This is a genomic window from Dactylosporangium maewongense (genome assembly GCF_039531485.1).
Taxonomy (GTDB): Bacteria; Actinomycetota; Actinomycetes; order Mycobacteriales; family Micromonosporaceae; genus Dactylosporangium; species Dactylosporangium maewongense.
Genome location: NZ_BAAAQD010000045.1, coordinates 17,324 through 43,703 on the forward strand (window position 1 = coordinate 17,324; position 26,380 = coordinate 43,703).

Here is a 26,380-nt window from a genome sequence, read left to right on the forward strand (position 1 = left end):
TTTGCCCCCGCGGCTCATCCGAAACTGTCGTAGGCGAGTCGTAGAGTGCGGCCATGGGTCGATCACGGGGTTGGGCGCTGGGATTGACCATTGTCCTCGGTCTCTGGGCGGTGGCGGTCACGGTCGCCGTCCACGCCGGGGTCTGGGTCGTCGGCGAGGGCCTGCTCGCGCTGGGATTCGAGCTGCCGTCGTTCGTGTGGCCGGCCGCGGGCTGGCTCGCCGCCCTTCTGGTCACGGGGCCCGCCTTCCTGCTCGCCCGGCTGTCGCGTGTCGCGTTCGCCCAGGTCGCGGGCAGGCAGTGGGCGCTGACCGCGCTGCTCGGCGGGCTGCTCGGCACGGCGCGGATCATCCCCACCACCGCCCACGAGGGCTATCTGGCGCTGCTCGCCGTGACCGCCGCGGTCGCCGCGACCGTGCACCGCGCCGTTCGGGGGCGGGCGCCCCGGTCCAGCGGCTGGCTGTTCTGGCTGTGCCTCGCGATCGGACTGGTCGCGCTGCTGCCGTGGCTGTGGGTCGGCGCGTTCGGCGGCCAGGTGGAGACGGTCCTGGCCGCGCTCGCCGCGGTGGCGGTCGCCTGGCTCGCGGTGCGACCGGCCACGGCGCTCGCCGACGCCGGCTCCTCGATCCGCAGCGTCTGGGGCGGCACTGCCATCGGCGGCCTGACCGCCGGGGTCGGCCTGGTCACGCTCGTCGCGGGCGTCGGCGAGCCGGCGGTGCAGCTGTTCGCGATGGTGGCGGTGCCGCCGCTGGCGTTCGCGCTGGCCGCGCTCGCCCGCCGCGGCCACCCGTCGGCGCTGGCCCTGCTGGCGCCCGCGCTGTTCGGCCCGCTCGCCCTGGTCGACCCCGAGGAGACGTCGCTGCTGCTCGGGCTGCGCGACGTGGCGTTCTGGTCGGCGATCGGCGCGCTGGCCGGCCTGGTCCTGGCGCTGGCGGTCACCGCGGCGGCGGTGCCGGCGACCGGGCGGATCGTGTGGCGGCCCGGGTTCGCCGCGCTCGCCGCGGCCGTCGTGCTCGCGGGCGGCGCCACCGTGTATGCGACGCTCGGCCAGCCCGGCTTCCACGGCGAGCACCTCTTCGTGATCATGAAGGAGCAGGCCGACCTGAGCGGCCTCCGCGAGGTGCCCGACCGCACCACCCGCATCCGGCAGACCTATGAGCGGCTCGTCGGCACCGCCGAGCGCTCGCAGGCGTCGCTGCGCGGCGCGCTGCGCTCCAGGGGCATCGACTACACGCCCTTCTACCTGGTCAACGGCATCGAGGTGGCCGCCGGGCCGCTCGCGCGGCGCTGGCTGGAGGGCCGGCCCGAGGTCGACCGCGTCCTGCTCAACCCGCGGCTGCGCCCGCTGCCGGCCGTCGCGGCACCGACCCGCGGCGTGCTGCCCGCCCCGACCGCCCCGCCGTGGAACCTGACCCTCATCAAGGCCGACCAGGTGTGGTCCCACTTCACGACCGGGCGCGGCATCGTCGTCGGCAGCTCCGACTCCGGCGTCGACGTCACCCACCCGGCGCTGCGCACGTCGTTCCGCGGCTCCGACGACTCCTGGTTCGACCCTGTCGACCACACCGCCGCCCCCGCCGACCACAACGGCCACGGCACCCACACCCTCGCCACCGCGGTCGGCGCCGGCGTGGGGGTCGCTCCGGGAGCGCAGTGGATCGCGTGCTCCAACCTCCCGCGCAACCTGGGCAGCATGGCCAACTATCTGAGCTGCCTGCAGTTCATGCTGGCGCCGTTCCACCCGGGCGCCGACCCCATGCACGACGGCCAGCCCGACCGCGCCCCGCAGGTCCTCACCAACTCCTGGGGCTGCCCCTCCGTCGAGGGCTGCGACACCCGCTCCCTGCGCCACGCCGTCGACGCCTTCGCCGCCGCCGGCATCTTCTTCGTCGCCGCCGCCGGCAACACGGGCCCCGGCTGCGCCACCGTCACCGACCCCCCGGCCAACTACGCCGCCACCTTCACCATCGGCGCCGTCACCAGCACGTCGCAGGTCGCCTCCTTCTCCAGCCGCGGCCCCACCCCCGACAACCTCCCGAAGCCCGACCTGATGGCCCCCGGCGCCGCCGTCGTCTCCGCCCTGCCGGGCGGCGGCTATGGCGCCCTGAGCGGCACCTCCATGGCCACCCCACACGTGGCGGGCGTGGTCGCCCTGATGTGGGCGGCGAACCCCGCCCTCATCGGCAACATCGAACAGACCCGCGCCATCCTCATCCACACCACCCAGCCCGTCGACATCTCCACCTCTTCCTGCGGCCCCACCGACACCGCGGGTGCCGGCCTCGTCGACGCCCTGGCCGCCGTCACCGCCGCCACCGCCACCGCCACCCACCCGACCCCTTAACCCCGCAGCCCCCACCGCTGCTCGACCTTCCCCTGCGGCCCTCCACCACCGCCCTCGCCAACACACCGGTCACGCCAACCAACCTCTGAACCTGCCGTCCACCGCTCCTCGGCTTCCCCTGCGGCCCCTTCGACACCGGCCACTGAACCAACCCCTAGCCGGACGCCACCCACCGCTTCACGGTCTTCCCCACGGCTCCGCCGACGCCGCCAGCGCAGGCCTCGCCAACACACCGCCCAACCAACCCTTAGCCCGAGGCTGTCCACCGCTCGTCCGTCTCTCCTACGGCTCCCCCGAAACCGGCCTCATCGACGCACCGGCCACCGCCACCACCCGATCAACCCCTTGCCCGCGGCCCCTCCGATACCGCAGCGCCGGCCTCGCCGACACCGGCCACCGCCGATCACCCACCGATCCCCAATTGACCTGCGCCCCCGTGCAACAGCGCGGACGCCGGCCTCGCCGACGCATCGACCACCGCCGTCGTTGCCACCCAAACCAACCCTTAGCCTTCGAACCCCTCCGGCGCTGCGGCGCCAGCCTCGCCGATACACCGGCCTCCATTACCCAACCAATCCCTGAGATCCGGACGCTGCCTACCGCTCCTCGACCTCCCAATGCGGCCCGTCCGACACCGCCGACACCGGTCTCGCGGACACTCCAGCCGCCGTTACCGAACCAACCCCTCACTCGACTCCACCCACCGCTTTACGGCCTCCCCCTGCGGCTCCGCCGGCGCCGGCCTCGCCGACACACCGGTCAATGGCACCGACCGACCAAACCCTCAGCCCGACGCCGCCCACCGCTCATCGGTCTCTCCCCACGGCTCCGCAGAAACCGGCCTCATCGACGCACCCGCCACCGCCACCACCCGACCACCCTTTGCCCGCGGCCCTCCGACACCGCAGCGCCGGCCTCGCCGATACACGGACCGCCGCCACCCAACCAATCCCTCAACCCGCCACTGCCTGCCGCTCCTCGGCCTCTCCCGGCCTCTCCCTTCAGCCCCTCCGACACCGCCGATGCCCACCTCATCGACGTCACCCGCCGAACCCCTTAACTTGCGCCCTCTTCCAACACTGCGGACGTCGGCACACCGGCCACCGCCGCCGCTGCCACCCAAACCGATCCCTTGACCTTCGGACCCTCCAACACCGCGGCGCCGGCCTCGCCGATACACAGCCCGCCGTCACCCAACGCCGCGCACCGCTCCACGGTCTCCCACTGCGGCTCCGCTGACACCGCCGGCGCCAGCCTCGTCGTCGTGCTGGCCAGCCCTCAACCTGCCGCTTTCTCCGCGCCTGTCCAGCCTCCGCGGTATCGGTTCGCATCGGCGGAGGCCCCGACACGGGCGGCGGGTGGCTGGCGAAGCTGCGGATGGCGCGCTTTGATCAAGGTGACAGGGTCGGGGCGGTCGAACAGTTAGGTATGTTTACCAAATGATCGGTGAGTGGGTGGGTGGGCCTGAGGTGGCTCGGTTGTGTGCGGGGGCGCTGGACCTGCCGGAGGATGCCCGGGAGGCGGAGGAGCTGGTAAACCGGCTGGCGGCGCCGCCTGAGGGGCGGGTCGCCGTGCGGCTGGTGGAGCTGGACGACGCGGGGGACGCGGTCGGCGTGGTGTTCGGGTCGATCAGCGACAGGGACCCAGCGCTCGGGCACATCGAGCTGCTTGCGGTGGAGCCCGGGCGGCGGCGGGAGGGGATCGGCAGCGGGTTGCTGGCGGCGGCGGAGCGGCGGTTGGCGGAGGTCGGGGCGCGGAGGATCCGGATCGGGGGCAACCCGCCGTGCTACGCGTGGCCGGGGATCGACGTGCGGTACACGCCGGCGGTGTGCCTGGCGGAGCGGGCCGGGTACCAGCGGACCGACACCGCCTGGAACATGACGGCCGACCTGAGCCAGGTGAGCGCGACGCAGCAGGCGGACGAGGAGCGGCTGGAGAAGGCCGGGGTCAAGGTCCTGCGGGCGGGCAGCGACACGCCGGAGTGGGTGCGGGGCATCTGGGGCGACGGCTGGGCCTGGGAAGCGGCGCAGTCGATGGGGTGCTGGGTCGCGGTGAGGGACGGCGAGATCCTGGGGTTCGCGGCGTACGGTGCGAACCGCCCCAGCTGGTTCGGGCCGATGGGCACCGCGCCCGCGGCGGAGGGGCTCGGGGTGGGACGGGTGCTGCTGCGGCGGTGCCTCGCGGACCAGTTCGACGACGGGCACCTGACGGCGCAGATCGGGTGGGCCGGGCCTGTCGCGTTCTACTCGAAGACGGTCGGCGCCCGGCTCGAACGCGTCTTCTGGATCTACACGAAAGACGTACACCTGCCGCAAACGCAATAAGCGCATGAAGGGCAGGCCGTGGGTTCGCCACGATCCTGCCCCGCACACGTCGCACCAGCGCCCAGTGATCCCCCGTCATGCCACGGGCGGCCGGTGCCGTCTCAACACCCGACTCGAAGCCCCAGGGACTGGGTCAGCGGTCGGGCTGGTTGGCCCGCTTGTCCTGCGCGGTGGTCTGCTGCTCCTGCTGGAGCTTCTTTGCCTGCATGGTGGCCATGTTCGCGGTCGCCTGCTGTCCCGTGATGTCCGCGTCCGGGGTGATCATCATGTCGTCGGAACGGTCCGGGTCCATGTAGCCGAGGTCGTCTTCGCTGCGGTGCATGCCGCGGCTGTCGAAGTTGCTGTTCTTCTGTGACTTACCCATGGCTTCCCCCTCGTGTAGGCCGCTCCCACCATATGAGGACCGTTCACGTGATGCGGGCAAATTCGACATTTCGCATCTAGAGTCGTGGGGATGAGCGGTGCGATACCAGTCATCGACGGCCACAACGACCTGCCGTGGCGGCTGCGGATGCGCGGCCCGGCCGACATCGCGGGTCACGCCGCAGGGCTGCACACGGATCTCCCCCGCCTCCGGCAGGGCGGCGTCAAGGCGCAGTTCTGGTCGGTGTACGTCCCGTGCGGCATCCCTCAGTCCGAGGCCACCGTGAAGGTGCTCGAGCAGATCGACCTGGTGCACCGGCTGGTCGACGCGCACCCCGGCGAACTGGCGCTGGCGACGACCGCCGACGAGGTCGAGCGGATCAGCGAAACCGGACGGATCGCGTCGCTGCTCGGCGCCGAGGGCGGGCATTGCATCGATGACTCTCTCGGCGTTTTGCGCAGTCTGTACCGCCTGGGCGTCCGCTACCTCACGCTCACCCACGGCAAGAACACCGCCTGGGCCGACAGCGCGACGGACGAGCCCGCGGTCGGCGGCCTGTCGGCGTTCGGCGTGGAGGTGGTCCGCGAGCTGAACCGGCTCGGCATGATGGCCGACCTGTCGCACGTGGCCCCCGAGACGATGCACGCGGCGCTCGACGTCTCCACGGCGCCCGCGTTCTTCTCGCACTCCTCCGCCCGCGCCCTGTGCGACCACCCGCGCAACGTCCCCGACGACGTCCTCACCCGGGTCCGCGACACCGGCGGCGTGGTGATGGTGACGTTCGTGCCGTTCTTCCTCAACGAGACCTGCCGCCAGTGGGGCGACGAGCTCGTCCGCGTGGAGGACGCCATCCCCGCCGAGTACGGCTCCCAGGAGTTCGAACGCCTGCAGCGCGACTGGATCGCCGCCAACCCCTGCCCCCCGTCCACCGTCCGCGACGTCGCCGACCACGTGGAGCACGTCCGCGACGTCGCCGGCATCACCGCGGTCGGCATAGGCGGCGACTTCGACGGTACGGAAGTCCTGCCCACCGGCCTCCACGACGTGTCGACGTACCAGTCCCTGTTCGAGGAGCTACGGACCCGCGGCTGGTCCGACGCCGACCTGCGCCGCCTGGGCTGGGAGAACACACTGCGCGTCCTGCGCGACACCTGCGGCTGACCCGACCCCCACGCCCCCGCCATGATCGAAGGACGGATCCGGTCGTGCTGGCGGCCAGATCGGTCCTTGGATCATGGCTGGAGGACGGAGACGCCACGACGCCGTGCTGATCACGGCAGGCAAACCACAGACAAGAACGCAGCCCGGGTAACCAACCGCGGGCGAATCACCGCGGGGCCGACCAGCGCGGCGCCGAAGCATCGCCGCCGGACCGACCAAACGCCGGCGCGACAAGCCACAGGCGGAATCGCGGCCCACCGACCTGCACCACCTGGGCTGAGAGAACACGCTGCGCGTCCTGCGCGACACCTGCGGCTGACCCACCACGCCCGGCCGCCAGCCGCTACACCCCCGCCATGATCGAAGGACGGATCCGGGTAACTATTCAGGTGCCCCCCGAATCGCGCTGACCTGCGACTCCGCGAGTGCGGCCGATCAGCGGACCGACCGCGAGCCGATAGTTATGCCCGGATAAGTCACGTTTCGTCATCCACTGTGGACGGATGCATTGCTCCCGGCGCAACGCTCCGACCTGGGGGACCTCATCCGTTCGGAGTACCTGAATAGTTACGGATCCGGTCGTGCTGGCGGCCAGATCGGTCCTTGGATCATGGCTGGAGGACGGAGACGCCACGACGCCGTGCTGATCACGGCAGGCAAACCACAGACAAGATCGCAGCCCGGGCAGCCAGCCACGGACGAATCGCCGTGGGGCCGACCAGCGCCGGGGCGACAAACACCGAGCGGAATCGCGACCGGGCCGACCAACCGCCGGAGGAAGGCGGCCAACCACAGGCAGAAGAACCACGGTTGGGCCGACCAGACGCCGGAGGGCGGCCGACCACAGGCGGAATCGCCCGGTCAGAGAGGGCCCCGGTCAGACGCCGAGCGGCGGAGACGGCCCGCCGCGCAACAAACCGTCAGCGACGGGCGGGGCCAGCGGCCGACCGTCAGCGCCGGGGCAGGAGCCAGCGGCAAACCGTCAGCGCCGGGGCAGGAGCCAGCGGCAAAACCGTCAGCGGCGGGGCTGCGGCCCGCGGCAAAACCGTCAGTGGCGGGTCGGAAGTGTGTGGACAGCAAGAAGGGCAGGCCCGGAACGGGCCTGCCCTTCTTGGAAGTGCTGGACTCAGAAGTCCATGTCGCCGCCGCCGGGGGCGCCCGCGGGGGCCGGGGTCTTCTCCGGCTTGTCCGCGACCACTGCCTCGGTGGTGAGGAAGAGCGCCGCGATCGAGGCGGCGTTCTGCAGGGCGGAGCGGGTGACCTTGGCCGGGTCGATGATGCCCTCGGCCAGGAGGTTCACGTAGTCGCCGGTGGCGGCGTTGAGGCCCCAGCCGGCGTCCAGGTTGCGGACCTTCTCGACCACGACGCCGCCCTCAAGGCCGGCGTTCACGGCGATCTGGCGCAGCGGCGCGTCAAGGGCGACCTTGACGATGTTGGCGCCGGTGGCCTCGTCGCCGACCAGGTCCAGCTTGTCGAAGGCCGACTTGCCGGCCTGGACGAGCGCGACGCCACCGCCGGGGACGATGCCCTCCTCGACGGCCGCCTTCGCGTTGCGCACGGCGTCCTCGATGCGGTGCTTGCGCTCCTTGAGCTCGACCTCGGTGGCCGCGCCGACCTTGATGACCGCGACACCGCCGGCGAGCTTCGCCAGGCGCTCCTGCAGCTTCTCGCGGTCGTAGTCCGAGTCCGACTTCTCGATCTCGGCACGGATCTGCGCCACCCGGCCGTTGATGCCCTCGGCGTCGCCGGAGCCCTCGACGATGGTGGTCTCGTCCTTGGTGATGACGACCTTGCGGGCCTTGCCGAGCAGGTCGAGCGACGCGTTCTCCAGCTTGAGACCGACGGTCTCGGAGATGACCTGACCGCCGGTCAGGATCGCGATGTCGGTCAGCATGGCCTTGCGGCGGTCGCCGAAGCCCGGGGCCTTGACGGCGACGGACTTGAACGTGCCACGGATCTTGTTCACGATCAGGGTCGCGAGGGCCTCGCCCTCGACGTCCTCGGAGATGATCGCGAGGGGCTTGCCGGACTGCATGACCTTCTCCAGCACGGGGAGGAGGTCCTTCACCGCGGAGATCTTCGACTCGACGATGAGGATGTACGGGTCGTCGAGGACCGTCTCCATCCGCTCGGTGTCGGTGACGAAGTACGGCGAGATGTAGCCCTTGTCGAAGCGCATGCCCTCGGTGAGCTCCAGCTCGAGCCCGAAGGTGTTGCTCTCCTCGACGGTGATGACGCCTTCCTTGCCGACCTTGTCCATCGCCTCGGCGATGATCTCGCCGACGGTGGAGTCACCGGCGGAGATCGAGGCCGTGGAGGCGATCTGCTCCTTGGTCTCGACGTCCTTGGCAAGGTTGGCCAGCTCCGACGCGACGGACGCGACGGCGGCCTCGATGCCGCGCTTCAGCGCCATCGGGTTGGCACCCGCGGCGACGTTGCGCAGACCTTCACGGACCAGCGCCTGGGCGAGGACGGTCGCGGTCGTCGTGCCGTCACCGGCGACGTCGTCCGTCTTCTTCGCGACCTCCTTGACCAGCTCGGCGCCGATCTTCTCGTAGGGGTCCTCGAGCTCGATCTCCTTGGCGATGCTCACACCATCGTTGGTGATGGTGGGCGCGCCCCACTTCTTCTCGAGGACGACGTTGCGGCCCTTGGGGCCCAGCGTCACCTTGACGGCGTCGGCGAGGGTGTTCATGCCCCGCTCGAGGCCGCGGCGCGCTTCCTCGTCGAACGCGATAATCTTGGCCATTCGGCGTTGTCCTCCTGGACACTCCGGCTACGCCTCGCGACCCACGTGGGGCCGGCGGCTCACCGCCTGCTTTCGCACCTTCAAGGACCCAGCGGGATCCTCAATGGTCGGGCCGGATGAGCCCGCGACGACCAGCCCCTCGACGCTCCCGCGCCCAGGCGCTGCACCGCCCCGACCGTTGGCACTCACCTGTTGCGAGTGCCAACTCCTGTTTAGCACTCTGGCCCGTCGAGTGCAAGCAAACCCGAGGTGACGGCCAGGGTGGTCGAAGCGTGCAAACACCTACAAATCAGGCATGAATGGCACGAACAATGGCGGAAAAGACGCAGGGCACCGTTCCTCATCAATGAGGACGGTGCCCCGGCGGGGGTGGACGAACGATCTGTCAGGCGAGGTGACGAACCTTCTCGGCCTGCGGGCCCTTCTGGCCCTGCGCGATCTCGAACTCGACGCGCTGTCCGTCTTCCAGCGATTTGTAGCCATCCATCTCGATCGCGGAGAAGTGGACGAAGACGTCCTGCCCCCCGTCGACCGCGATGAAGCCATAGCCCTTTTCGCTGTTGAACCACTTGACGGTGCCCTGTGCCACGGTGCACTTCCTCTGCTTTCGGTCCCTCTTCGTACTCCGGCTGGCTGTGGGGACCAGCCTTGAGGTCCTCGGCCGGCACGCCGGGCCATGAGCGTGGCACCGGCGCGAGGATCGACGACCGAAACGGACGGTACACGAGATAACCCGAGACCCGACAGCCCCAAATCGGACAGCAAGGTCACGGTTCATGCGCACGCAAAAGGTTTCCGATGGGACCTTTCTTGAGCGGTCCGACAAATGCCAGCGCATCGTCAGGCGTCGAATCGTACCGGTAAAGAATAAGCAAAATGTCAGACGAATGTGGATGGAAGCGCCGATCTTGCGGTTGTGCCAGGAAGCCGTGACTGGAACCACGCAACCGCCCACAACCGCAAGATCGGCCTACTTCCGCACTGCTTCCGTGCCCGCGGAAGGTGCGGACGTCAACTCGCGGAGCTTCCGCAAGGGTGACAGAACGAGCGGCACCACCGATACCAGCATTCCGGCGCATGCCACCCAGATGGTCGCGTGCACGCCGATGGCGGTGCCGAGCACGCCGCCGACGAGCCCGCCGATCGGCATCGTGCCCCAGACGATGAACCGCATCGTGGCGTTCATCCGGCCGAGCAGGTCGTCGGGCGTGATCGTCTGCCGGAAGCTGACCTGAGTCACGTTGTAGACCACGACGCCGATGCCGAAGACGATGCTGCCCGCCGCCGCGAGCCACAGCCGCCAGTCGTCGCGCGCGAACGGCACCAGCAGCTCGCCGAGGGACGCGGCGAGCATCGAGATCCACATCGCCGGCCCCTGCCCGAACCAGCGCACGAACGGCCCGACCAGGAACGCGCCGGCCAGCGCGCCGAGCCCGGTGACGCTGAACCACAGGCCGATGACCGCCGGCGACAGGGCGAGGTCCCGGGCGAAGTAGACGATCAGCATCGCGCCGTACATGGAGCCGAAGAAGTTGCCGGTGCCCGTGCACATGGAGATCGCCCGCAGCAGCCGGTTGCCCACGACGAACCGGAGGCCCTCCAGGATCTCCCGGCCGAGGTGCGCGTCGGGCTTGCGGGCCGGGCGCTCCTCGATCTTGCGGATCCGCCACAGGAACAGCGCCGACAGCACGTAGCTGGCCGCGTCGGTGGCGAGGGCGAGCGGGCCGCCGAGCACCTTGACCAGGCCGCCGGCGACGCTCGGGCCGCCGATCTGGGAGGTGGAGCGCACCATCTCCAGGATCGCGTTGCCCTCGACCAGGCGGTCCTTGCCGACCAGGAACGGCAGGTAGCTCTGGTACCCCACGTCGAAGAAGACCGTGCACACCCCGCAGAGCAGGCCCACCACGTACAGCTGCGGCATCCGCAACGTGTCGCTCCACCACGCCAGCGGCACGGAGGCGAGCAGGACCGCCCGCAGGAGGTCGGCGACGATCATCGTCTCGCGCCGCCGGAGCCGGTCCACGAGGGCCCCGGCGGGCAGTCCGACCAGCAGGAACGCGGCGGTCTCGCAGGCGGCCAGGACCCCGACCTCCAGCGCGGTCGCGTCGAGCGTGAGCACGGCGACGAGCGGCAGCGCGAGCAGGGTCACCTGGGTGCCGACCTGACTGATGGTGTCGGCGGTGAAGAGCAGCCGGAAGTCGCGATCGCGGAGCAGGCCGAGTCTCACGGACCCACTGTCGATGACCGATTGGGAAAAGTCAATCGTTAGACTCGGACGATGCGGCGACCAGCGACCGACGCGGAGGCCAAGGCACTCGCCTCCGGCGTCCGCCTGCGCATCATCCGGCTCTGCCTGGACCGTGCGCTCACCAACAAGGAGATCGCCGAGCGGCTCGACGCCAACCCGGCGACCGTGCTGCACCACGTCCGGACGCTGGTCGCGACGGGGTTCCTGGTGCCTCAGGAGGAGCGCCGCGGGCCGCGCGGCACGCGCGAGGTGCCCTACCTGTCGACGACCAAGTCGTGGCAGCTCAGCCTCGGCGACCAGGGCGCGGGCACCAACCGGGCGATGCTCGACGCGTTCAACGACGAGCTGGCGATGCTGGACGGTCAGGCCGACACGGTCAACTTCGCCCGGCTCGGGCTGCGGCTCACCCCGGCGGAGTGGCAGGAGCTGCAGGACCGCTTCGAGACGCTGCTCGACGAATACGCCGGCCGCGAGCGCACCCACGGCCGACCTTATTCGATCTTCCTCGCCATGTACGAGGACCGCTCACGCGACTGACGCCTGCCAGTTGGCCCACCGGTCGAGCGCGCGGAAACCCATCGCCTCGTTGATCGCGATCATGTGCGAGTTGACCTCGGCGTTGAACGTGTCGACGATCCGGACCGCCGGCTCCTGTGCGCGCATGGTCTGCAGGTTGACCAGCTTGGAGATCAGGCCGAGCCGGTGCCCCCGGTGCGCCGGGTGCACCAGGGTGATCTGCTGCCACGCGTGCCAGTCGACGGTCTTGCTCATCCGTAGCGCGCTCAACGCGACGAGCCGGCCGGTCGCGTCGTGGATGACGCCGGTCTCGTACGGGCGCGCACCGTAGCGGGCGCGCGTCTCGTACACCCGCCGCAGACGATCGGCGTCGACCTTCTCCGCCTCCAGGTCGAGGTCACCCTTCGGCGCCTCGTCGAGGAAGGAGCTGTCCAGCAGCGCCATGTCCTCGAGCAGCTCCTCGGGCGGCGTGTTGCCCCACTGGACGGTGCTGTAGCCGGCCGCCTTCGGCCGGCTCGTGGCGAGCATCCTCGCCAGCTCGGCATCGTCGGCGGTCGACAGGTCGAGCCGGCGGCGCACGTCCAGGAGCTTGTTGTCCAGGCCGAGCGCCGCGGCGAACGGCGCCGAGGAGCCGGTCGGCGCGCCACCGGCGTCGGTGATCACGCTGAAGCCCATCACCGAGGTGCGACCACGGGCCAGGCCGAAGCCGACCGCGTGCCGGAACAGCGCCCGCCCGACGCCCCGCCGCCGGTGCTCCTTCAGGACCAGCACGTCGAGGAACGATTTGTTCAGATTGTCGAATATCGGGAGATCCGCCTGTACGAGCCCGACCGCGAGACCGTCGCGATACGCCAGGAACGTGTGCCGGTCCGTGCCCGGCATCGGCAGGCGGACCCGGACCTCGTGCTCGGCCCGGCAGCTCGGTGGGAAGTCCGGCAGGTCGGCGAGGATCGCCTCGTTACCGATGGTGAAGGCCGCGTCGACCGCCGCCGGGTCATCGGCGTCCAGCTCGACGATGCTGAGGTCCTGACTCATGCCCGCCAGCGTGGCGCAGAGACGCATCGACGGACAACAGATATACGGGGACCGGTGGAAATGGTCGAGAGGACGCTCGCCAACACCTCCGGTGTTGTGGTCGCGGGCCTGGACCAGGGTCCGGGCCTCGCGGCGACACGTCCTCCCGCACCGAGCATCCTGGCGCGCGGTCCTGAGGTCGTCAAGTCCCTCGCCGGGTGGCTTCGAGACGCACGGCTTGAGCGCGGTCACACTGCGTCGCGACCGGCTCCGTCGATCGGCTGAGTCGCCCCTCGTCCAAGGAGTGAAAGCGCTCTCTCAGCCGCACCCGAGCCGACACCGTCCGTCACGGCGTCGGCGGGTTGCGCGAAAAAATCAGCCCTCAGCCGAAATGGCCCGGACCTCAGCTCACCAGCCCGGCCTCGCGGACGGACTTCAGCGAGGGCTTGACCCGGTGCGTCGGGCCGACCGTGCCGGCGACCGCATCGAGGGTCTTCAGCCCGTCGCCGGTGTTGAAGACGACCGTCTCCTTCGACGGGTCGAGCCTGCCGGTCTCGACCAGCTTCTTCAGCACCGCGGTGGTGACCCCGCCGGCGGTCTCGGCGAACACGCCGGTCGTGCGGGCGAGCAGCTCGATGCCGGCGCGGATCTCGTCGTCGTCGACGTACTCCATCCAGCCGCCGGTGCGCCGCACCGACTCCAGCGCGTAGACGCCGGCCGCCGGGTCGCCGATGTTGAGCGACTTGGCGATGCCCGTCGGCTTCACCGGGACGATCTCGTCGGTGCCCTTGTGCAGCGCCACCGCGATCGGGTTGCAGCCCGCGGACTGCGCGCCGAACACCGTCCACTCCGTGTCGGGCACGAGCCCGATCTCCACCAGCTCGCTGAACGCCTTGTCGATCTTCGTCAGCAGCTCGCCGCTGGCCATCGGGATCACGACCTGCGCCGGGATCCGCCAGCCGAGCTGCTCCGCGACCTCATACCCGAGCGTCTTGGACCCCTCGGCGTAGAACGGCCGCACGTTGACGTTGACGAACGCCGTGTCCTCGAACTCATCGGTCTCGGTCAGCTCCGAGCACAGCCGGTTGACGTCGTCGTAGGACCCCTCGATCGCCACGACGTCACCGCCGTACACAGCGCTCATGACGACCTTGCCGGGCTCCAGGTCCGACGGGATGAACACCGTCGACGGCACCCCGGCCCGCGCCGCGTGCGCGGCGACCGAGTTGGCCAGGTTGCCGGTGGAGGCGCACGAGTAGCGGGTGAACCCCAGCGCCTTCGCCGCCGTCAGCGCCACCGAGACGACCCGGTCCTTGAACGAGTGGGTCGGGTTGGCCGAGTCGTCCTTCACCCACAGCGCGCCGGTGATGCCGAGCTCCTTGGCCAGCAGATCCGCCTTGACCAGCGGGGTCAGCCCCGGGTCGAGGGTCACGCGGCTGGCGGGGTCGGTGCCGACCGGCAGCAGCGGCGCATAGCGCCAGATGTTCTGGGGGCCGGCTTCGATCTGCTCGCGGGTGACCCGGCCGAGCGCCTCGGCGTCGTAGCCCACCTCGAGCGGGCCGAAACACTCGTAACAGGCGTGCTGCGCGGCGAGCGGGAACTGGGCGCCGCAGCCACGGCAGACCAGGTGGCGGGCGGGAGAGTCGGTGAAGACGCCGAGCGTCGAGGTCATGGAGGCCTTCCTCTCATCTTTCCCAGGTGCATGGCCTTGCGCACCGGGACGGATTTGGCACCTACCGCGACCGGACTCAGCGTCGAGACGTGTCGCAGGGGTTGCCGGGGCTTCATCGGGCCGTATCCCTCTGCCCCTCTGGATGAGGTATTCAGTTGTGACGTGCTGTTCGCGTGGTTCGTATTCGAGTGTAAGGGCCGACACGGGTGCCGCTGTATGAGTCATCTCACGAGATGGACCTGACTACGGTTTCACTCATGCATCCCGACGCGGCGGACTGGTTCGCCAAGCGCACCTCGGCATGGCGCGACTGGCCCCTCGCCGACCTCTACGACCGCAAGGGCGACACCCGGATCAGCGTCGTGCTGCCGGCGCTGGACGAGGAGCCGACCGTCGCCGAGATCGTCACCGGTGCGCGCACCCTCATGCCCCTGGTCGACGAGGTCATCGTGGTCGACTCGGGCTCCGTCGACCGGACCGCCGAGGTCGCCCGCCAGGCCGGCGCCACCGTCCACCACCGCGACGACATCCTCCCCGGGACCGGCTCCCGCCCCGGGAAGGGTGAGGTGCTCTGGAAGGCCCTGGCCGTCGCGACCGGCGACATCCTGGTGTACGTCGACGCCGACCTCACCGACTTCCGGCCGCACTTCGTCACCGGCCTCCTCGGCCCGCTGCTGGACGACCCGGCCACCCAGATGGTGAAGGCCTTCTACGACCGCCCCCTCCTGGACGTCTCGGCCGGCGGCGGCGGGCGCGTCACGGAACTCGCCGCCCGCCCGCTGCTCAACGCCTACTTCCCCGCCCTGGCCGGCGTCGTGCAACCCCTCGCCGGCGAGTACGCGGCCCGCCGCTCCCTGCTGGAGTCCCTGCCCTTCGCCGCGGGCTACGGCGTCGAGACCGGCCTGCTCATCGACACCTACCGCACCGCCGGCCTGGACGCGGTCGCGCAGGTCGACCTCGGCCAGCGCACCCACGGTCACCAGGACACCGCGGCCCTGGGCCGCATGGCCGCCACGATCCTGCACACCATCCACGCCCGGGTCACCCCCGGCGCCCCGGTCTGGCCGACCCTCACCCAGTTCGTCAGGCGCACCGGCACGGTCACCCCCGCCGACCATCCGGTCGCCCACCCGGACCGCCCCCCGATGACCACGATCCCGGGCTACCAGAGGCCGCTCGCCTAGCCGTTTCCCGTCGCTGGTACGCCGTGCGCAGGCCCCGTGGTCAGAGGGGGTCGGTGGCGGGGGTGAAGCCCCAGAGCGTCGAGGTGGTGATGGCGGCGCCGGCCAGGGCGGTCAGGACGGCGAGCCACTCGGCGGCCAGGAGCCAGACCGGGGTGTCGATGACGGCGGCCGGCGGGTCGCCCGTCAGGGTGGCGACCACGACGACCACCGCGACCAGCGACAGCAGGACCAGGGTCAGCACCACGGTCAGGCGCAGGGCCCAGTGGCCGAAGGTGCGGCCGGTGGCGAAGAGCAGGGCGCAGACGGCGACCAGCGACGCGGCCGACGCCGAGGCCAGGGCGCCGATGAGGGTGAAGATCTGAGCGGTGAAGGCCTCGGCGGGGCCGCTCATCGCGTTGGAGGAGGCGACGTATGAGGTCCAGGCCGCCAGGTTGGCCTGGTCGTAGTAGAGGGTGCCGGAGAGCGCCGCGAGGCCGAGGACGAGGAGCCAGGCACCGCGGAGCGCCGAGGTTCGCATGGACCGGCACCCTACCGGTCAGTACGCGAGACGCATTCAGCTCACCACGTCTTTTCGCAGAAAGCGCCACCACGCGAGGGAGAAGAAGACGGTGGCGTAGGCGAGGGAGGCGATGCAGCCCTTCACGATGTCGTCGGTCTGCAGCGGGGTGGAGAGCAGGCCGAGCCAGGCGTCGTTGTAGTGGGTGGGCAGGAAGTTGCGGAGGTTTCCGAGGGCGGTGATCTGGTCCAGGATGCTGGACAGGATCTGCAGCAGCACCGCGCCGCCGACGGCGCCGAGCGGGGCGTCGGTGGAGACGGAGAGCAGGAACGCGAGCGAGGCCACGACCAGGAGCGACACGCACAGGTAGCCGACGATCTCCAGGAGGCGGACCACGCTCGTGCCGGCGGCGATCTCCCCGCCGATGGGGGCGTTGAGCGGGGCCCAGCCGTAGCGCAGGGTGCCGGCCAGCATCGCGGTGCCGACCAGGACCAGGACCGCGAGGAGGCAGTAGAGCAGCGCCGCGGTCACCTTGACGCCGAGCAGCCGGGCCCGCGGGACGGGCATCGCCAGCAGGTACCGCAGGCTCCCCCACGACGCCTCGCTCGCCACCGTGTCGCCGCAGAAGAGGGCCACGACGACGACCAGCAGGAAGCCGGACGAGACGAGCAGGGTGAAGAGGGTGAAGTTGGCCCCGCCGCCGGTCGCGAGGTCGGCGAGGCGGGAGAACTCGCCGTTGTTGCCGCCCTCGTCGTCGCCGCCGCTGTCGAGCTGGAAGGCGATCAGGATGATCAGCGGCAGCAGGACCATGAAGCCGAGCGCCATCTGCGTGCGGCGGCGGGCCGCCTGGCGGCGGATCTCCGTCCAGAGGGAGAGGGTCGCGCCGGGACGGTAGCCGGGTGCGCCACCGACGACGCCGCGCTCGGAGGAAGAAGAGGAAGAGGAAGAAACAGCAGAAGTACTCATGACCGCTCTCCACTGGCCTTGGTGTCGCCGCCGACGAGCGACAGGAACGCGTCTTCGAGCCGCCGCCGCGGCGTCACCCGGTCGACGCCGACGCCAGCCCGGACCAGCGCGGCGACGACCTCCGAGCGCGGCACGCCGTCGATGTCGACGACCAGGCCGCCGTTGCTGCCGGCCGGGATGACCGTGCGGACGCCGTCGAGCTCGTCGAGGACCTTCGTGGCGGCGTCCACGTCGGACACGTCGATCTGGGCGGTCGGCGAGTCGCCGACGATGTCGTCGACCTTGCCGGTGGCCACGACCTCGCCCCGGTGCATGACGACGACGTCGGTGCAGGTCTGCTCGACCTCGGCGAGGAGGTGGCTGGAGACCAGGACGGCGCGGCCGCCGGTCGCGTACCGGCGCAGGACCTTGCGCATCTCGGCGATCTGCGGCGGGTCGAGCCCGTCGGTGGGTTCGTCGAGGACGAGCAGCTCGGGGAGGCCGAGCATGGCCTGCGCGATGGCGAGGCGCTGGCGCATCCCGTGGCTGTAGGTCTTGACCCGCCGGTTGACGGCGGTGCCGAGACCCGCGATGTCGAACGCCTCGTCGAAGTGGGCGTCGTCGAGCGGCCGGCCGGTCGCCGCCCAGTACAGGTGGAGATTCTGCAGACCGGTGAGGTGCGGCAGGAAGCCGGGCCCCTCCACCAGGGCGCCGACCCGGGACAGCACCGGCGCGCCCGGCAGGAGCTGATGGCCGAAGACGAGGATCTCGCCCTGGCTCGGCCGGGTCAGCCCCATCAGGACCCGCAGCGACGTGGTCTTGCCGGCGCCGTTGGGGCCGAGGAGGCCGACCACCTGCCCGCGCTGGACGGTGAAGTCGACCTTCGCGACGGCGACGAAGTCACCGTACGTCTTGCGCAGCCCCCGCACGACGAGCGGCGTGTCCACGTGCTCGGGGTCGACGCGGCGCTCGATCCGCCGGGCGCGGGCGCGGGCGACCAGGATCGCGACGGCGAGGCCGACCACGATGAGGGCGACGAGCGCGGCGAGGACGTAGCGCCAGATGACGTCGGGGTTGGCGATCGGCGTGCCGGCCACGTCGGGCAGGGTCAGCGCGCCTTCGACGGCGACCTGGTAGACGAGCGGGTCCGGCGGCGACCAGTACGCGCTGTCGGCGGCGGCGACGGTGACCCGGACCCGGCTGCCGGCCTCGAACCGGTGCACGACCGCGGGCAGCGTCACGGCGATCGGCTGCGCGTCCGCGATGTCCTTCGGCAGCCCGGTGAGGCGCACCGGCGCGATGAGCCCGTCCGGGATCGACGGGGCGCCCTTGGCGGGCACGTCGTAGAGCTTGACGAAGAGCACGGCCTCGCCGGTCGGCGACGCCGCCCGGATGCGGACCGTGGGCGCGCCCGCCACGTCGAGGGTGTCGGGCAGCGGCGCGGACGTGTAGTCGGCGTGCTGGCCGGGGATCTCGGCGGACACGCCGCTGCCGAGCAGGCTCGCGATGTTGGCGATCGGCAGCGAGGAGATCCCGGACGGGGTGCCGTTGGGCGGGTTGGCGATGCTCGTCGGGACGCCGATCAGGGCGACGCTCTCGGTGGAGGTGCCGCCGGTGCCGGGGTAGGTCGACGTCGACGACGCGGTCGTGACGAGCCCGCGCCCCCGGGCGTTGAGGCCCGACACGCGCGAGTAGGTGAAGCTGGTCGGCGGTGCCTCGCCGTTGCCCTTGATGTAGTGGTCGAGCCACTGCGCGGTCAGGTACCGCAGCCGGTCGACCTCGGACTGCGGCCCGGTGCCGCCGTCGTGCCCGCCGGTGAACCACGCGACCCGCACCGGGGTGCCGGTGGCGGCGATGCCGCGGGCGTTGGCGTCGCTCTCGCTGAGCGGGAACAGGGTGTCGACCTGCCCCTGTACGAGCAGCGTGGGCGCCTTGATCTGGTCGAGCACGGACGCCGGGCTGGACCGGCGCAGCAGCGCGATCGCGTCCTTGTCGGCCTCCCCGGTGGTGGCGATGTCGAGGTACGCCTCGCAGACGTCCTTCGCGAACCGTCCGCACTGGGCGTCGCCGGTCGGGGTCCGCTGCGGGACGGCCTGGCTCGTCAGCGCCGAGCTGTCGGTCAGCGCGTTGCCGGAGCCGAAGAACAGTCCGGCCCACTGCTTCTTGAACACGCCGCCGGACGGGTCCTTGCCGGTGGCCTCGGGCAGGAAGGCCCGCGACAGGTCGTTCCAGGTGATCATGGGCACGATCGCGTCGACCCGCTTGTCGTGCGCGGCGAGCAGGAGGGCGAGGGCCCCACCGTACGAGCCGCCGACCGCCGCCACCCGCGGGTCTCCGGAACCGTCGGTCTGGATGTCGGGCCGGGCGGCGAGCCAGTCCAGCAGCCGCTGGGCGTCCTTGACCTCCCAGTCGGGGCTGTCGAGGTGGATCTCGCCGGTGGAGTCGCCGAAGCCCTGGGCGGTCCAGGTGAGCACGGCGTAGCCGAGGTCGGCGAAGTCCTCGGCGTCGGACTTCACGCTCCGCTTGGTGCCGCCGAACCCGTGCGCGAGCAGGATGGCGGGCTTCTTGCCGCTCTTCTTCGGCAGGTACAGCGTCGTGTCGAGGGTCACCTCGGTCGCGTCGTCGGGGCCGGTGCGCACGGTGATGCGCTGCTCCTGGGTGCTGAACGTGGCGGGCGCGGGGACGACCGCCCAGCCGACCAGGCCGACCAGCAGCAGGGCGGCCACCGAGCCGGCGATGACCCTGCGCCGGTTGAGACGCGGTAAGAGACGCATCGGCCAAACGTACGCAACGCATGTTGCGCGATGTCGAATTCCTCAGCAGGTTCACAGCAAGCGGGCGAGTTATACGCTCGGTGCGTGGCCGCGACCTTGACGCTCACCGCCAGCCTGCGCCCCGCGGCCCTTGACGCCCGCCGCGGCGTGGTCCGGCTCCATCCCGAGGTCCTGGCCGCGCTGGGCCTGCGCGCCGGCGACCCGATCGCCCTCACCGGCCGCCGAGAGTCCGCCGGGATCGCCGCGGTCGCCGAGGCCAGCGCCAGTCGCGCCCTGCTCTACGCCGACGACCTCCTGCTGGGCAACCTGGGCCTGCGCGACGGCGGCCAGGTGACGGTCGCGGCGGCGCCGCTGCGGGCCGCGGCGTCGGTGACCCTGTCCGGCCCGCCGGAGATCGTCGGGGTCGTGTCGCCGGAGATGCTGCGGCTCGCGCTGCTGGGCAAGGTCGTCACCGTCGGCGACAACGTCTCCCTGCTGCCGCAGGACGTGTCGCTGACCTCGCTGGACCCCGGCGTGTTCGAGGCGGCGCGGCGCAGCCTGAAGAACACCGTCGGCTACGGCTGGACCAGCGCCCTGCTCACCGTCGTCGCCGCCGGCCCCGGCGCGGGCGCGCTGGTCACCATGGACACCGCCGTCGGCTGGCACCACGGCCACGCCACCCACGCGCCCGGCGGCCTCGTTCCTGTCGCGCCGCCGGCCGCCGCGCCGGAAGCGGTCGCGCTCGACGACCTGCCCGGGCTCAGGGCGCAGGCCGAGCAGCTGGGCGAGCTGCTGGACCTCGGCTTCCACCACGGCGAGGTCCTGGCGAGGCTCGGCACGACGGTGGCGCTGGGGGTGCTGATCACCGGCCCCGCCGGCTCCGGCAAGTCCGCCCTGGTGCACGCCGTCGCGGCGAGCGTCGGGGCGCGGGTCGTCCCCCTGTGGGCGCCGGAGCTGGCGGCGCTCACCAACAATGCCGCCGCCGCTCGGCTGCGGGAGGCCGCCGGCGAGGTGCGGGCCGCCCGCCCGGCGATCCTGCTCGTCGCCGACGTGGAGGCCCTCGCGCCGCGCGACCAGCCGGGCCCGCTGTCGACGGTCTTCCGCCAGCTGATCGGCGAGCTCGTCCGCGAGGGCGAGGCCGTCGTCTGCACGACCAGCCGCCCCGAGTCCGTCGACCCGTCCCTGCACTCCCCCGGCCTGCTCGCCCACGGCATCGCCGTCCCGCTCCCCGACGCGGCCCTGCGCCGCGAGCAGCTCGCCGTCCTCACCCGCGGCATGCCGCTCGACGACGACGTCCGGCTCGACGACATCGCGGGCCGCACCCCCGGCTTCGTTGCGGCGGACCTCGCCGCGTTGTCGCGTGAGGCCGGTGTACGAGCGGCGCTGCGTCACCGCCGCGACGGGGACGGCACCGGCGTGCTGATGGCGGACTTCGAGGCCGCCCTCGAGGTCGTGCGCCCCACGTCGATGGCCGAGTCGTCGCTGGAGCTCGCCAAGGTCACCCTGGACGACGTCGGCGACATGGTCGAGGTCAAGCAGACCCTGACCGAGTCCGTGCTGTGGCCGCTGTCCTACCCGGACGCGTTCTCCCGCCTCGGCATCGAGCCGCCCCGCGGCGTGCTGCTCTACGGCCCGCCGGGCTGTGGCAAGACGTACCTGGTCAAGGCGATCGCCGGCACCGGCAAGGCCAACGTCCTGTCGGTGAAGGGCGCCGAGCTGCTGTCGAAGTGGGTCGGCGAGAGCGAGCGCGCGGTCCGGGAGCTCTTCCGCCGCGCCCGCGAGGCGGCCCCCACCCTCGTCTTCCTCGACGAGGTCGACGCCCTCGCCCCGACCCGCGGCCAGGCCACCGACGGCGGCACCACCGACCGGGTCGTCGCCGCCCTCCTCACCGAGCTCGACGGCGTCGAGTCCCTGCGCAACGTCGTCGTCATCGGCGCCACGAACCGCCCCGACCTGGTCGACCCGGCCCTGCTGCGCCCCGGCCGCCTCGAACGCCTCGTCTTCGTGCCGCCCCCGGACGCCGAGGCCCGCACCGAGATCCTCCGCGCCGCCGCGAAGTCCGTGCCCCTCGCCGCCGACGTCGACCTGCCCGCCCTGGCCGCGTCGCTGGACCGCTTCTCGGCCGCCGACTGCGCCGCCCTCATCCGCGAGTCCGCCCTGGCCGCCATGCGCGAGTCGCTGGAGGCCACCGAGGTCACCGCCGCCCACGTGGCCCTCGCCCGCGACCGTGTCCGCCCTTCCCTGGACCCGGTCCAGGTCGCCTGGCTCGCCGCCTACGCCGAGCAGCAACAGGCCCGCTGAGCGCCCGCCGTTTTCGCCGTCGCGGCGCTCAGCGGCGGCGGGAGCGGGAGGCGCGGAGGCGGCGGAGGCGCTGGACGACGACGGGGTCGTGGGCCAGGGCCAGCGGGTCGTCGAGGAGCGTGTTCAGCAGCTGGTAGTAGCGGGTCGCCGACAGGTTGAAGGTGTCGTGGACGGCCTGCTCCTTGGCGCCCGCCTGGCGCCACCACCGGCGCTCGAAGGCGAGGATGGCCTTGCTGCGCTCGTCGAGCTCCGGGGGCTCCTCGGCCGTCGCGAGATCGGGGCCCGCGTCAGGGTCCTCGTCGGTGTCCGCGACGTCGGTGTCGACGAAGTCGTCGGGGTCCTGGGTCGGGGGCTGCGCTGGGACCCGGGCGGCGGTGAGGTCGTCGCGCTGCATCGCCCCACAGTACCGGCGGGACGGGTCAGGCGGTCACGATCTTGACGCCGGCGGCGGCGAAGGCGGCCAGGGTCTCGGGGGTGGCGTTGAAGTCGGTGACCAGGGTGTCGATGCGGTCGATCGGGCAGATCCGGGCGAACGCGTGACCGCCGAGCTTCGAGCTGTCGGCGATGATCACGACGCGGCGGGCGCGGGCGACCATGAGGCTGTTCATCGCGGCCTCGCCCTCGTGGTGGGCGGCGGCGCCGAGGGTGACGTCGAGCGCGTCGACGCCGAGCAGGGCGATGTCGAGGGTGACGTCGCGCAGGATGTTGCCGCCGAGCGGGCCGACGAGCTCGAAGGACTGCGGGCGGACCACGCCGCCGGTCACGACGATCTTCATGCGGGAGCGCACGAGCAGCTCGTTGGCGATGTTGAGGGCGTTGGTGACCACGGTGAGCTGGGCGTCGTCGACGCCGCCGGTGAGCTCGGGGCGCACCGCGAGCGCGCGGGCGACCTCGGTGGTCGTCGTGCCGCCGTTGAGGGCGACGACCATGCCGGGCGAGACCAGGGCGGCCGCGGCCGCGCCGATGCGCTGCTTCTCGGGTGCGTGCTTCGCCGTCTTGTACCGCAGCGGCAGGTCGTAGGAGACGCCGTTGGCGACCGCCCCGCCGCGGGTGCGGGTGATCATCTGCTGCTGCGCCAGCTGGTCGAAGTCGCGGCGGATCGTGGCCTGCGAGACGTCGAGGCGCTCGGCCGCGTCCTCCACGCTGATGCGCCCGCTGTCGGTGAGGATCTCAAGGAGCGCATTCCAGCGCGCGTAGCGGTCCACGAGCCCCTCCCTGCGCGTACGGTGCGAGATGTGTGCACAATAATGCGCGAAACTACGGGTAAACGCAAAGGCAACTGCTCAAACTAACCTCAGGGGTACGGTTGCCAGCCTGCCCGACAGTGCGCAATGATGCGCGAACCCGCCCGGCTTCATGCCACATCGATCAGCGCGAGGACGAGCTACACATGACGCAGACCGTGATCGCCCTCGATGTCGGGGGCACCGGGATCAAGTGTGCGCTGGTCGGCGCCGAGGGCGAGGCTACACACCAGGTCCTGCACGCCGAGCGGCACGCCACCGGCCGCGAGCGGGGGGCCGAGGCGGTCATCGCGACGATCCTCGACATCGCCGAGGGCCTCGCCACCACCGCGCGCGCGAAGGGCCTCGACCCGCGGGCCGCCGGTCTGGCCGTCCCGGGCGTGATCGACGAGCGCAACGGGATCGCCGTCTGGGCCGCCAACCTCGGCTTCCGCGACGTGCCGCTGAAGGCACTGCTGGAGGAGCGGCTGGGTCTGCCCGCCGCGCTGGGCCACGACGTGCGCGCCGGCGGGCTCGCCGAGGCGCGGCTGGGCGCCGGGCGCGGCCACTCGTATGTGCTGGTCATCCCCATCGGCACCGGCATCGCCGCGGCGAACGTCGTGCACGGGCAGGTCTACACGGGCGCGCACGGCGCCGCGGGCGAGATCGGCCACATCGTCGTCCGGCCCGGTGGGCCGATGTGCGGGTGCGGGCAGCGCGGCTGCCTGGAGTCGATCGCCTCCGCGTCGGCCGTCGGTCGCCGGTACGGCGAGCACGCTGGCCGTCCCGCCACCGCCGAGGACGTGGCCCGGCTGGCCGCGGAGGGCGAGCCGGCCGCCGTCGCGGTGTGGCAGGAGACCATCGACGCCCTGGCGGACGGCCTGATGACGGGCATCGCCCTGTTCGACCCGGCGGTCATCGTCCTCGGCGGCGGCCTCGCCGAGGCGGGCGAGGCACTGCTCGCCCCGCTGCGGGCGGGGGTCCACGCCCGCGTCACGTTCCACCGCGAGCCGGAGATCACCCGCGCCGCGCTCGGCGACGAGGCCGGCTGCCTCGGCGCCGCCCTGCTCGCCCTGGACGCACTGCAAGACCAGCGCAACGACAGCACAGGAGGAACGGCATGACGGTGGTGTCCGGCGTACGGGTGATCGCGGGCGACCGCGTCATCGACAACGGCTTCGTCCGGGTCGAGGGCGACCGCATCGCCGAGGTCGGGCAGGCCTTCACCGGCGCGGTCGACGCGACGGCCGGCACGGTCGTGCCCGGGTTCGTCGACATCCACGTCCACGGCGGCGGCGGTGCCACGTTCACCACCGGCGACCCCGAAGCGGCCCGCGTCGCCGCCGCGTACCACCTGAGCCACGGCACCACGACGATGCTGGCGAGCCTCGTCACCTCGCCCCCCGACCTGATGCTGTCCGCCACGAAGGCGTTCGCGCCGCTGGTCGGCGAGGGCGTCCTGGCCGGCGTGCACTTCGAGGGCCCGTACCTGTCGCAGGCGCGGTGCGGCGCGCAGAACCCGGCGCACCTGCGCCACCCGTCGCTGGACGAGCTCAACTCGCTCATCGACGCGGGCGAGGGCGCCGTGCGCATGGTCACCGTCGCCCCCGAGCTGCCCGGCGCCCTGGACGCCATCAAGCTCCTGGTCTCCCGCGGCGTCGTCGCCGCCCTCGGCCACACGGACGCCACCTGGGAGGAGACCCTCGCGGGCGTCGATGCCGGCGCGACGGTCGGCACCCACGTCTTCAACGGCATGCGCCCGCCGCACCACCGCCAGCCCGGGCCGGTCTTCGCCCTCCTCGGCGCCGCGCCGGTCACGTGCGAGTTCGTGGCGGACGGCGTACACCTCCACGACGGCACCCTCGCGTTCGCCGCCTCCGTCACCGGCCCCGCCCGCGCCGCCCTCATCACCGACGCGATGGCCGCCGCCGGCATGCCCGACGGCGAGTACGAGCTGGGCGGCCAGAGCGTCGCCGTCGCCGACGGCGTGGCCCGCCTCACCCGCGACGGCTCGATCGCCGGCAGCACGCTGACGATGGACGCCGCCTTCCGCCGCGCCGCGGGCGCCGGCCTGTCCCTCGTCGACGCCTCCCGGATGGCCTCGGCCACCCCCGCCGCCGCCATCGGCCTCGCCGACGACCTGGGCACCCTACGCCCCGGCCGGCGCGCCGACCTCGTCCTCCTGGACGACGCCCTTCACGTCACCCGCGTCATGCGCTCCGGCGCCTGGGTCGAGTAGGCCTCGAGGAGCACTCCGACGTACGACACCGCGAGCTCTCGGACCGAGAGCTCCGGCATTGCCCCGGCCAGCGCCGCCACCGCCAGATCCACACCCGGAGACCTGCGGCGCCCGAACAACCGGCGCAGATGCTCGACCCCCTCACGGACGCTGGCACCGGCGACGGGATCGTGCGCGATCGCTCCCAGCCGGTCGCCGACCATGTCGGGCGGTGCGCCCTGCATCAGGCGGATCACGTCACTGGCGTCCTTCGGCTTCAGCCGCTCAGGTCGGCCGCACCGCGCATCCGCCAGCCGCTCGGCAATCTTCTGCGCCTTGGCGACGAAGAGCGCCGGCACCCCAGCGACCGACACCGCTCTGACACGCTGGTCGACGTGAGGCTCCAGACTGGCGATCTCGAGAACGCCGTGGTCGGCCACCGCAGCCTCCAGTCCAGGCGTCCGCCGGGCCGCGTTGCGTCCGTGCTCCGGCAGCCGAGCCGACCGGCGTCCCGGACCGGCAAGCGACGCGGGCACAAGCAGATCGACCGGTATCTCCACGGTCGCGTCGCCCATCAAGGTCTGGGTCACCCAGATGCCGGGCTCCCCGCAGAGGCGGAAGCCGGCCGCCGTCATCGCCTCGTCGATCCGCGGATCCGGGCCGAGAAGCCGCGGATCGAGCGCCAGGTCGGCGTCGGACGTGAACGGGGCGACACTGGCGTCGATCTCCGCCGCGCCGGTGCGTGCGTAGATGGCCTGCGCTCCAGCCAGCACAACCGCGGACCTGTGCCCGGCGAGCGCGTCGAGTGCATCCAGCAGCACCCGCCGGGCAGCTACGTACAGCGGCGCATGTTCGATAGCCATAGGGCCA

20 protein-coding genes and 1 riboswitch are annotated in these 26,380 nt (G+C 71.8%); of the genes, 8 read left to right on the forward strand and 12 right to left on the reverse strand.

Features of this window, described 5'->3' with window-relative positions; translation table 11 throughout:
- Window positions 1-53: 53 nt before the first annotated feature.
- Together ABD332_RS54925 and ABD332_RS54930 are read left to right on the forward strand one after the other, a co-directional pair.
- Entirely contained in the window at window positions 54-2,342 is a 2,289-nt protein-coding gene (locus ABD332_RS54925) for a S8 family serine peptidase (RefSeq protein WP_344514244.1), read from the forward strand.
- Window positions 2,343-3,781: 1,439 nt separating this feature from the next.
- Window positions 3,782-4,666 carry a GNAT family N-acetyltransferase gene (locus ABD332_RS54930; RefSeq protein ID WP_344514246.1) on the forward strand — a complete coding sequence of 295 codons (885 nt, stop codon included), beginning with the start codon at window positions 3,782-3,784 and terminating at the stop codon, window positions 4,664-4,666.
- Window positions 4,667-4,799: 133 nt separating this feature from the next.
- On the opposite strand, the gene ABD332_RS54935 is transcribed toward ABD332_RS54930, so the two are convergent.
- A complete protein-coding gene (locus ABD332_RS54935; protein WP_344514248.1) occupies window positions 4,800-5,030 on the reverse strand; it encodes a hypothetical protein in 231 nt (76 codons plus the stop codon).
- 90 nt (window positions 5,031-5,120) lie between these two features.
- Here ABD332_RS54935 and ABD332_RS54940 point away from each other — a divergent pair, with 90 nt between their 5' ends.
- On the forward strand, window positions 5,121-6,191 hold the full coding sequence (locus tag ABD332_RS54940) for a dipeptidase (protein WP_344514250.1): 1,071 nt from the start codon (window positions 5,121-5,123) through the stop codon (window positions 6,189-6,191).
- A gap of 1,126 nt (window positions 6,192-7,317) precedes the next feature.
- On the opposite strand, the gene groL is transcribed toward ABD332_RS54940, so the two are convergent.
- From groL to ABD332_RS54955, 3 genes are all read right to left on the reverse strand, one after another.
- Window positions 7,318-8,940 carry a chaperonin GroEL gene (gene groL / locus ABD332_RS54945; RefSeq protein ID WP_344514252.1) on the reverse strand — a complete coding sequence of 541 codons (1,623 nt, stop codon included), beginning with the start codon at window positions 8,938-8,940 and terminating at the stop codon, window positions 7,318-7,320.
- A gap of 385 nt (window positions 8,941-9,325) precedes the next feature.
- Window positions 9,326-9,529 carry a cold-shock protein gene (locus ABD332_RS54950; protein WP_203848689.1) on the reverse strand — a complete coding sequence of 68 codons (204 nt, stop codon included), beginning with the start codon at window positions 9,527-9,529 and terminating at the stop codon, window positions 9,326-9,328.
- A gap of 381 nt (window positions 9,530-9,910) precedes the next feature.
- Entirely contained in the window at window positions 9,911-11,167 is a 1,257-nt protein-coding gene (locus ABD332_RS54955; protein ID WP_344514256.1) for an MFS transporter, read from the reverse strand.
- Window positions 11,168-11,218: 51 nt separating this feature from the next.
- On the opposite strand from ABD332_RS54955, the gene ABD332_RS54960 reads away from it, so the two are divergent.
- Window positions 11,219-11,725: a helix-turn-helix domain-containing protein gene (locus ABD332_RS54960; protein ID WP_344514258.1), complete on the forward strand. Its 507-nt coding sequence runs from the start codon at window positions 11,219-11,221 to the stop codon at window positions 11,723-11,725.
- On the opposite strand, the gene ABD332_RS54965 is transcribed toward ABD332_RS54960, so the two are convergent.
- Complete coding sequence (locus tag ABD332_RS54965; RefSeq protein WP_344514260.1) at window positions 11,714-12,739, reverse strand: GNAT family N-acetyltransferase; 1,026 nt, start codon at window positions 12,737-12,739, stop codon at window positions 11,714-11,716. The two genes, ABD332_RS54960 and ABD332_RS54965, sit on opposite strands and share 12 nt — an antisense overlap.
- 382 nt (window positions 12,740-13,121) lie before the next feature.
- The gene (thrC, locus tag ABD332_RS54970; protein WP_344514262.1) at window positions 13,122-14,390 is read right to left on the reverse strand and encodes a threonine synthase; all 1,269 of its coding nucleotides are present in this window, start codon (window positions 14,388-14,390) and stop codon (window positions 13,122-13,124) included.
- 10 nt (window positions 14,391-14,400) lie between these two features.
- Window positions 14,401-14,539, reverse strand: a riboswitch (SAM riboswitch).
- Between the two features lie 108 nt (window positions 14,540-14,647).
- On the opposite strand from thrC, the gene ABD332_RS54975 reads away from it, so the two are divergent.
- A complete protein-coding gene (locus tag ABD332_RS54975) occupies window positions 14,648-15,574 on the forward strand; it encodes a glucosyl-3-phosphoglycerate synthase (protein ID WP_344514264.1) in 927 nt (308 codons plus the stop codon).
- A gap of 40 nt (window positions 15,575-15,614) precedes the next feature.
- Here ABD332_RS54975 and ABD332_RS54980 read toward each other — a convergent pair whose 3' ends face one another.
- Genes ABD332_RS54980 through ABD332_RS54990 form a run of 3 tightly spaced genes read right to left on the reverse strand, consistent with a single transcriptional unit; the run spans window position 15,615 to window position 19,789 of the window.
- Complete coding sequence (locus ABD332_RS54980) at window positions 15,615-16,091, reverse strand: hypothetical protein (RefSeq protein WP_344514266.1); 477 nt, start codon at window positions 16,089-16,091, stop codon at window positions 15,615-15,617.
- Between the two features lie 36 nt (window positions 16,092-16,127).
- Window positions 16,128-17,036 carry an ABC transporter permease gene (locus ABD332_RS54985; RefSeq protein ID WP_344514268.1) on the reverse strand — a complete coding sequence of 303 codons (909 nt, stop codon included), beginning with the start codon at window positions 17,034-17,036 and terminating at the stop codon, window positions 16,128-16,130.
- On the reverse strand, window positions 17,033-19,789 hold the full coding sequence (locus ABD332_RS54990; protein ID WP_344514270.1) for an alpha/beta fold hydrolase: 2,757 nt from the start codon (window positions 19,787-19,789) through the stop codon (window positions 17,033-17,035). The genes ABD332_RS54985 and ABD332_RS54990 overlap by 4 nt, the downstream gene beginning before the upstream one ends.
- Window positions 19,790-19,873: 84 nt before the next feature.
- On the opposite strand from ABD332_RS54990, the gene ABD332_RS54995 reads away from it, so the two are divergent.
- The gene (locus tag ABD332_RS54995; protein WP_344514272.1) at window positions 19,874-22,069 is read left to right on the forward strand and encodes an AAA family ATPase; all 2,196 of its coding nucleotides are present in this window, start codon (window positions 19,874-19,876) and stop codon (window positions 22,067-22,069) included.
- 28 nt (window positions 22,070-22,097) lie between these two features.
- Here ABD332_RS54995 and ABD332_RS55000 read toward each other — a convergent pair whose 3' ends face one another.
- Together ABD332_RS55000 and ABD332_RS55005 are read right to left on the reverse strand one after the other, a co-directional pair.
- Complete coding sequence (locus ABD332_RS55000) at window positions 22,098-22,463, reverse strand: DUF3263 domain-containing protein (RefSeq protein WP_344514274.1); 366 nt, start codon at window positions 22,461-22,463, stop codon at window positions 22,098-22,100.
- Between the two features lie 25 nt (window positions 22,464-22,488).
- The gene (locus tag ABD332_RS55005) at window positions 22,489-23,274 is read right to left on the reverse strand and encodes a DeoR/GlpR family DNA-binding transcription regulator (RefSeq protein WP_344514276.1); all 786 of its coding nucleotides are present in this window, start codon (window positions 23,272-23,274) and stop codon (window positions 22,489-22,491) included.
- Between the two features lie 185 nt (window positions 23,275-23,459).
- Here ABD332_RS55005 and ABD332_RS55010 point away from each other — a divergent pair, with 185 nt between their 5' ends.
- Window positions 23,460-24,416 carry an ROK family protein gene (locus tag ABD332_RS55010; protein ID WP_344514278.1) on the forward strand — a complete coding sequence of 319 codons (957 nt, stop codon included), beginning with the start codon at window positions 23,460-23,462 and terminating at the stop codon, window positions 24,414-24,416.
- A complete protein-coding gene (gene nagA / locus ABD332_RS55015; RefSeq protein ID WP_344514280.1) occupies window positions 24,413-25,531 on the forward strand; it encodes an N-acetylglucosamine-6-phosphate deacetylase in 1,119 nt (372 codons plus the stop codon). Before ABD332_RS55010 ends, nagA begins: the two co-directional genes overlap by 4 nt.
- On the opposite strand, the gene ABD332_RS55020 is transcribed toward nagA, so the two are convergent.
- Window positions 25,489-26,373, reverse strand: a complete 885-nt coding sequence (locus tag ABD332_RS55020; RefSeq protein ID WP_344514282.1) for a hypothetical protein — start codon at window positions 26,371-26,373, stop codon at window positions 25,489-25,491. The genes nagA and ABD332_RS55020 overlap by 43 nt on opposite strands.
- Window positions 26,374-26,380: the final 7 nt, after the last annotated feature.

What these genes read in the sequence shown, in the direction of transcription:
- ABD332_RS54925 (WP_344514244.1), top strand. Translation starts at nt 54, where the DNA reads ATGGGTCGATCACGGGGTTGGGCGCTGGGATTGACCATTGTCCTCGGT.
- ABD332_RS54930 (WP_344514246.1), top strand. Translation starts at nt 3,782, where the DNA reads ATGATCGGTGAGTGGGTGGGTGGGCCTGAGGTGGCTCGGTTGTGTGCG.
- ABD332_RS54935 (WP_344514248.1), bottom strand. Translation starts at nt 5,030, where the DNA reads ATGGGTAAGTCACAGAAGAACAGCAACTTCGACAGCCGCGGCATGCAC.
- ABD332_RS54940 (WP_344514250.1), top strand. Translation starts at nt 5,121, where the DNA reads ATGAGCGGTGCGATACCAGTCATCGACGGCCACAACGACCTGCCGTGG.
- groL (WP_344514252.1), bottom strand. Translation starts at nt 8,940, where the DNA reads ATGGCCAAGATTATCGCGTTCGACGAGGAAGCGCGCCGCGGCCTCGAG.
- ABD332_RS54960 (WP_344514258.1), top strand. Translation starts at nt 11,219, where the DNA reads ATGCGGCGACCAGCGACCGACGCGGAGGCCAAGGCACTCGCCTCCGGC.
- ABD332_RS54965 (WP_344514260.1), bottom strand. Translation starts at nt 12,739, where the DNA reads ATGAGTCAGGACCTCAGCATCGTCGAGCTGGACGCCGATGACCCGGCG.
- thrC (WP_344514262.1), bottom strand. Translation starts at nt 14,390, where the DNA reads ATGACCTCGACGCTCGGCGTCTTCACCGACTCTCCCGCCCGCCACCTG.
- ABD332_RS54975 (WP_344514264.1), top strand. Translation starts at nt 14,648, where the DNA reads ATGCATCCCGACGCGGCGGACTGGTTCGCCAAGCGCACCTCGGCATGG.
- ABD332_RS54980 (WP_344514266.1), bottom strand. Translation starts at nt 16,091, where the DNA reads ATGCGAACCTCGGCGCTCCGCGGTGCCTGGCTCCTCGTCCTCGGCCTC.
- ABD332_RS54985 (WP_344514268.1), bottom strand. Translation starts at nt 17,036, where the DNA reads ATGAGTACTTCTGCTGTTTCTTCCTCTTCCTCTTCTTCCTCCGAGCGC.
- ABD332_RS54990 (WP_344514270.1), bottom strand. Translation starts at nt 19,789, where the DNA reads ATGCGTCTCTTACCGCGTCTCAACCGGCGCAGGGTCATCGCCGGCTCG.
- ABD332_RS55000 (WP_344514274.1), bottom strand. Translation starts at nt 22,463, where the DNA reads ATGCAGCGCGACGACCTCACCGCCGCCCGGGTCCCAGCGCAGCCCCCG.
- ABD332_RS55010 (WP_344514278.1), top strand. Translation starts at nt 23,460, where the DNA reads ATGACGCAGACCGTGATCGCCCTCGATGTCGGGGGCACCGGGATCAAG.
- nagA (WP_344514280.1), top strand. Translation starts at nt 24,413, where the DNA reads ATGACGGTGGTGTCCGGCGTACGGGTGATCGCGGGCGACCGCGTCATC.
- ABD332_RS55020 (WP_344514282.1), bottom strand. Translation starts at nt 26,373, where the DNA reads ATGGCTATCGAACATGCGCCGCTGTACGTAGCTGCCCGGCGGGTGCTG.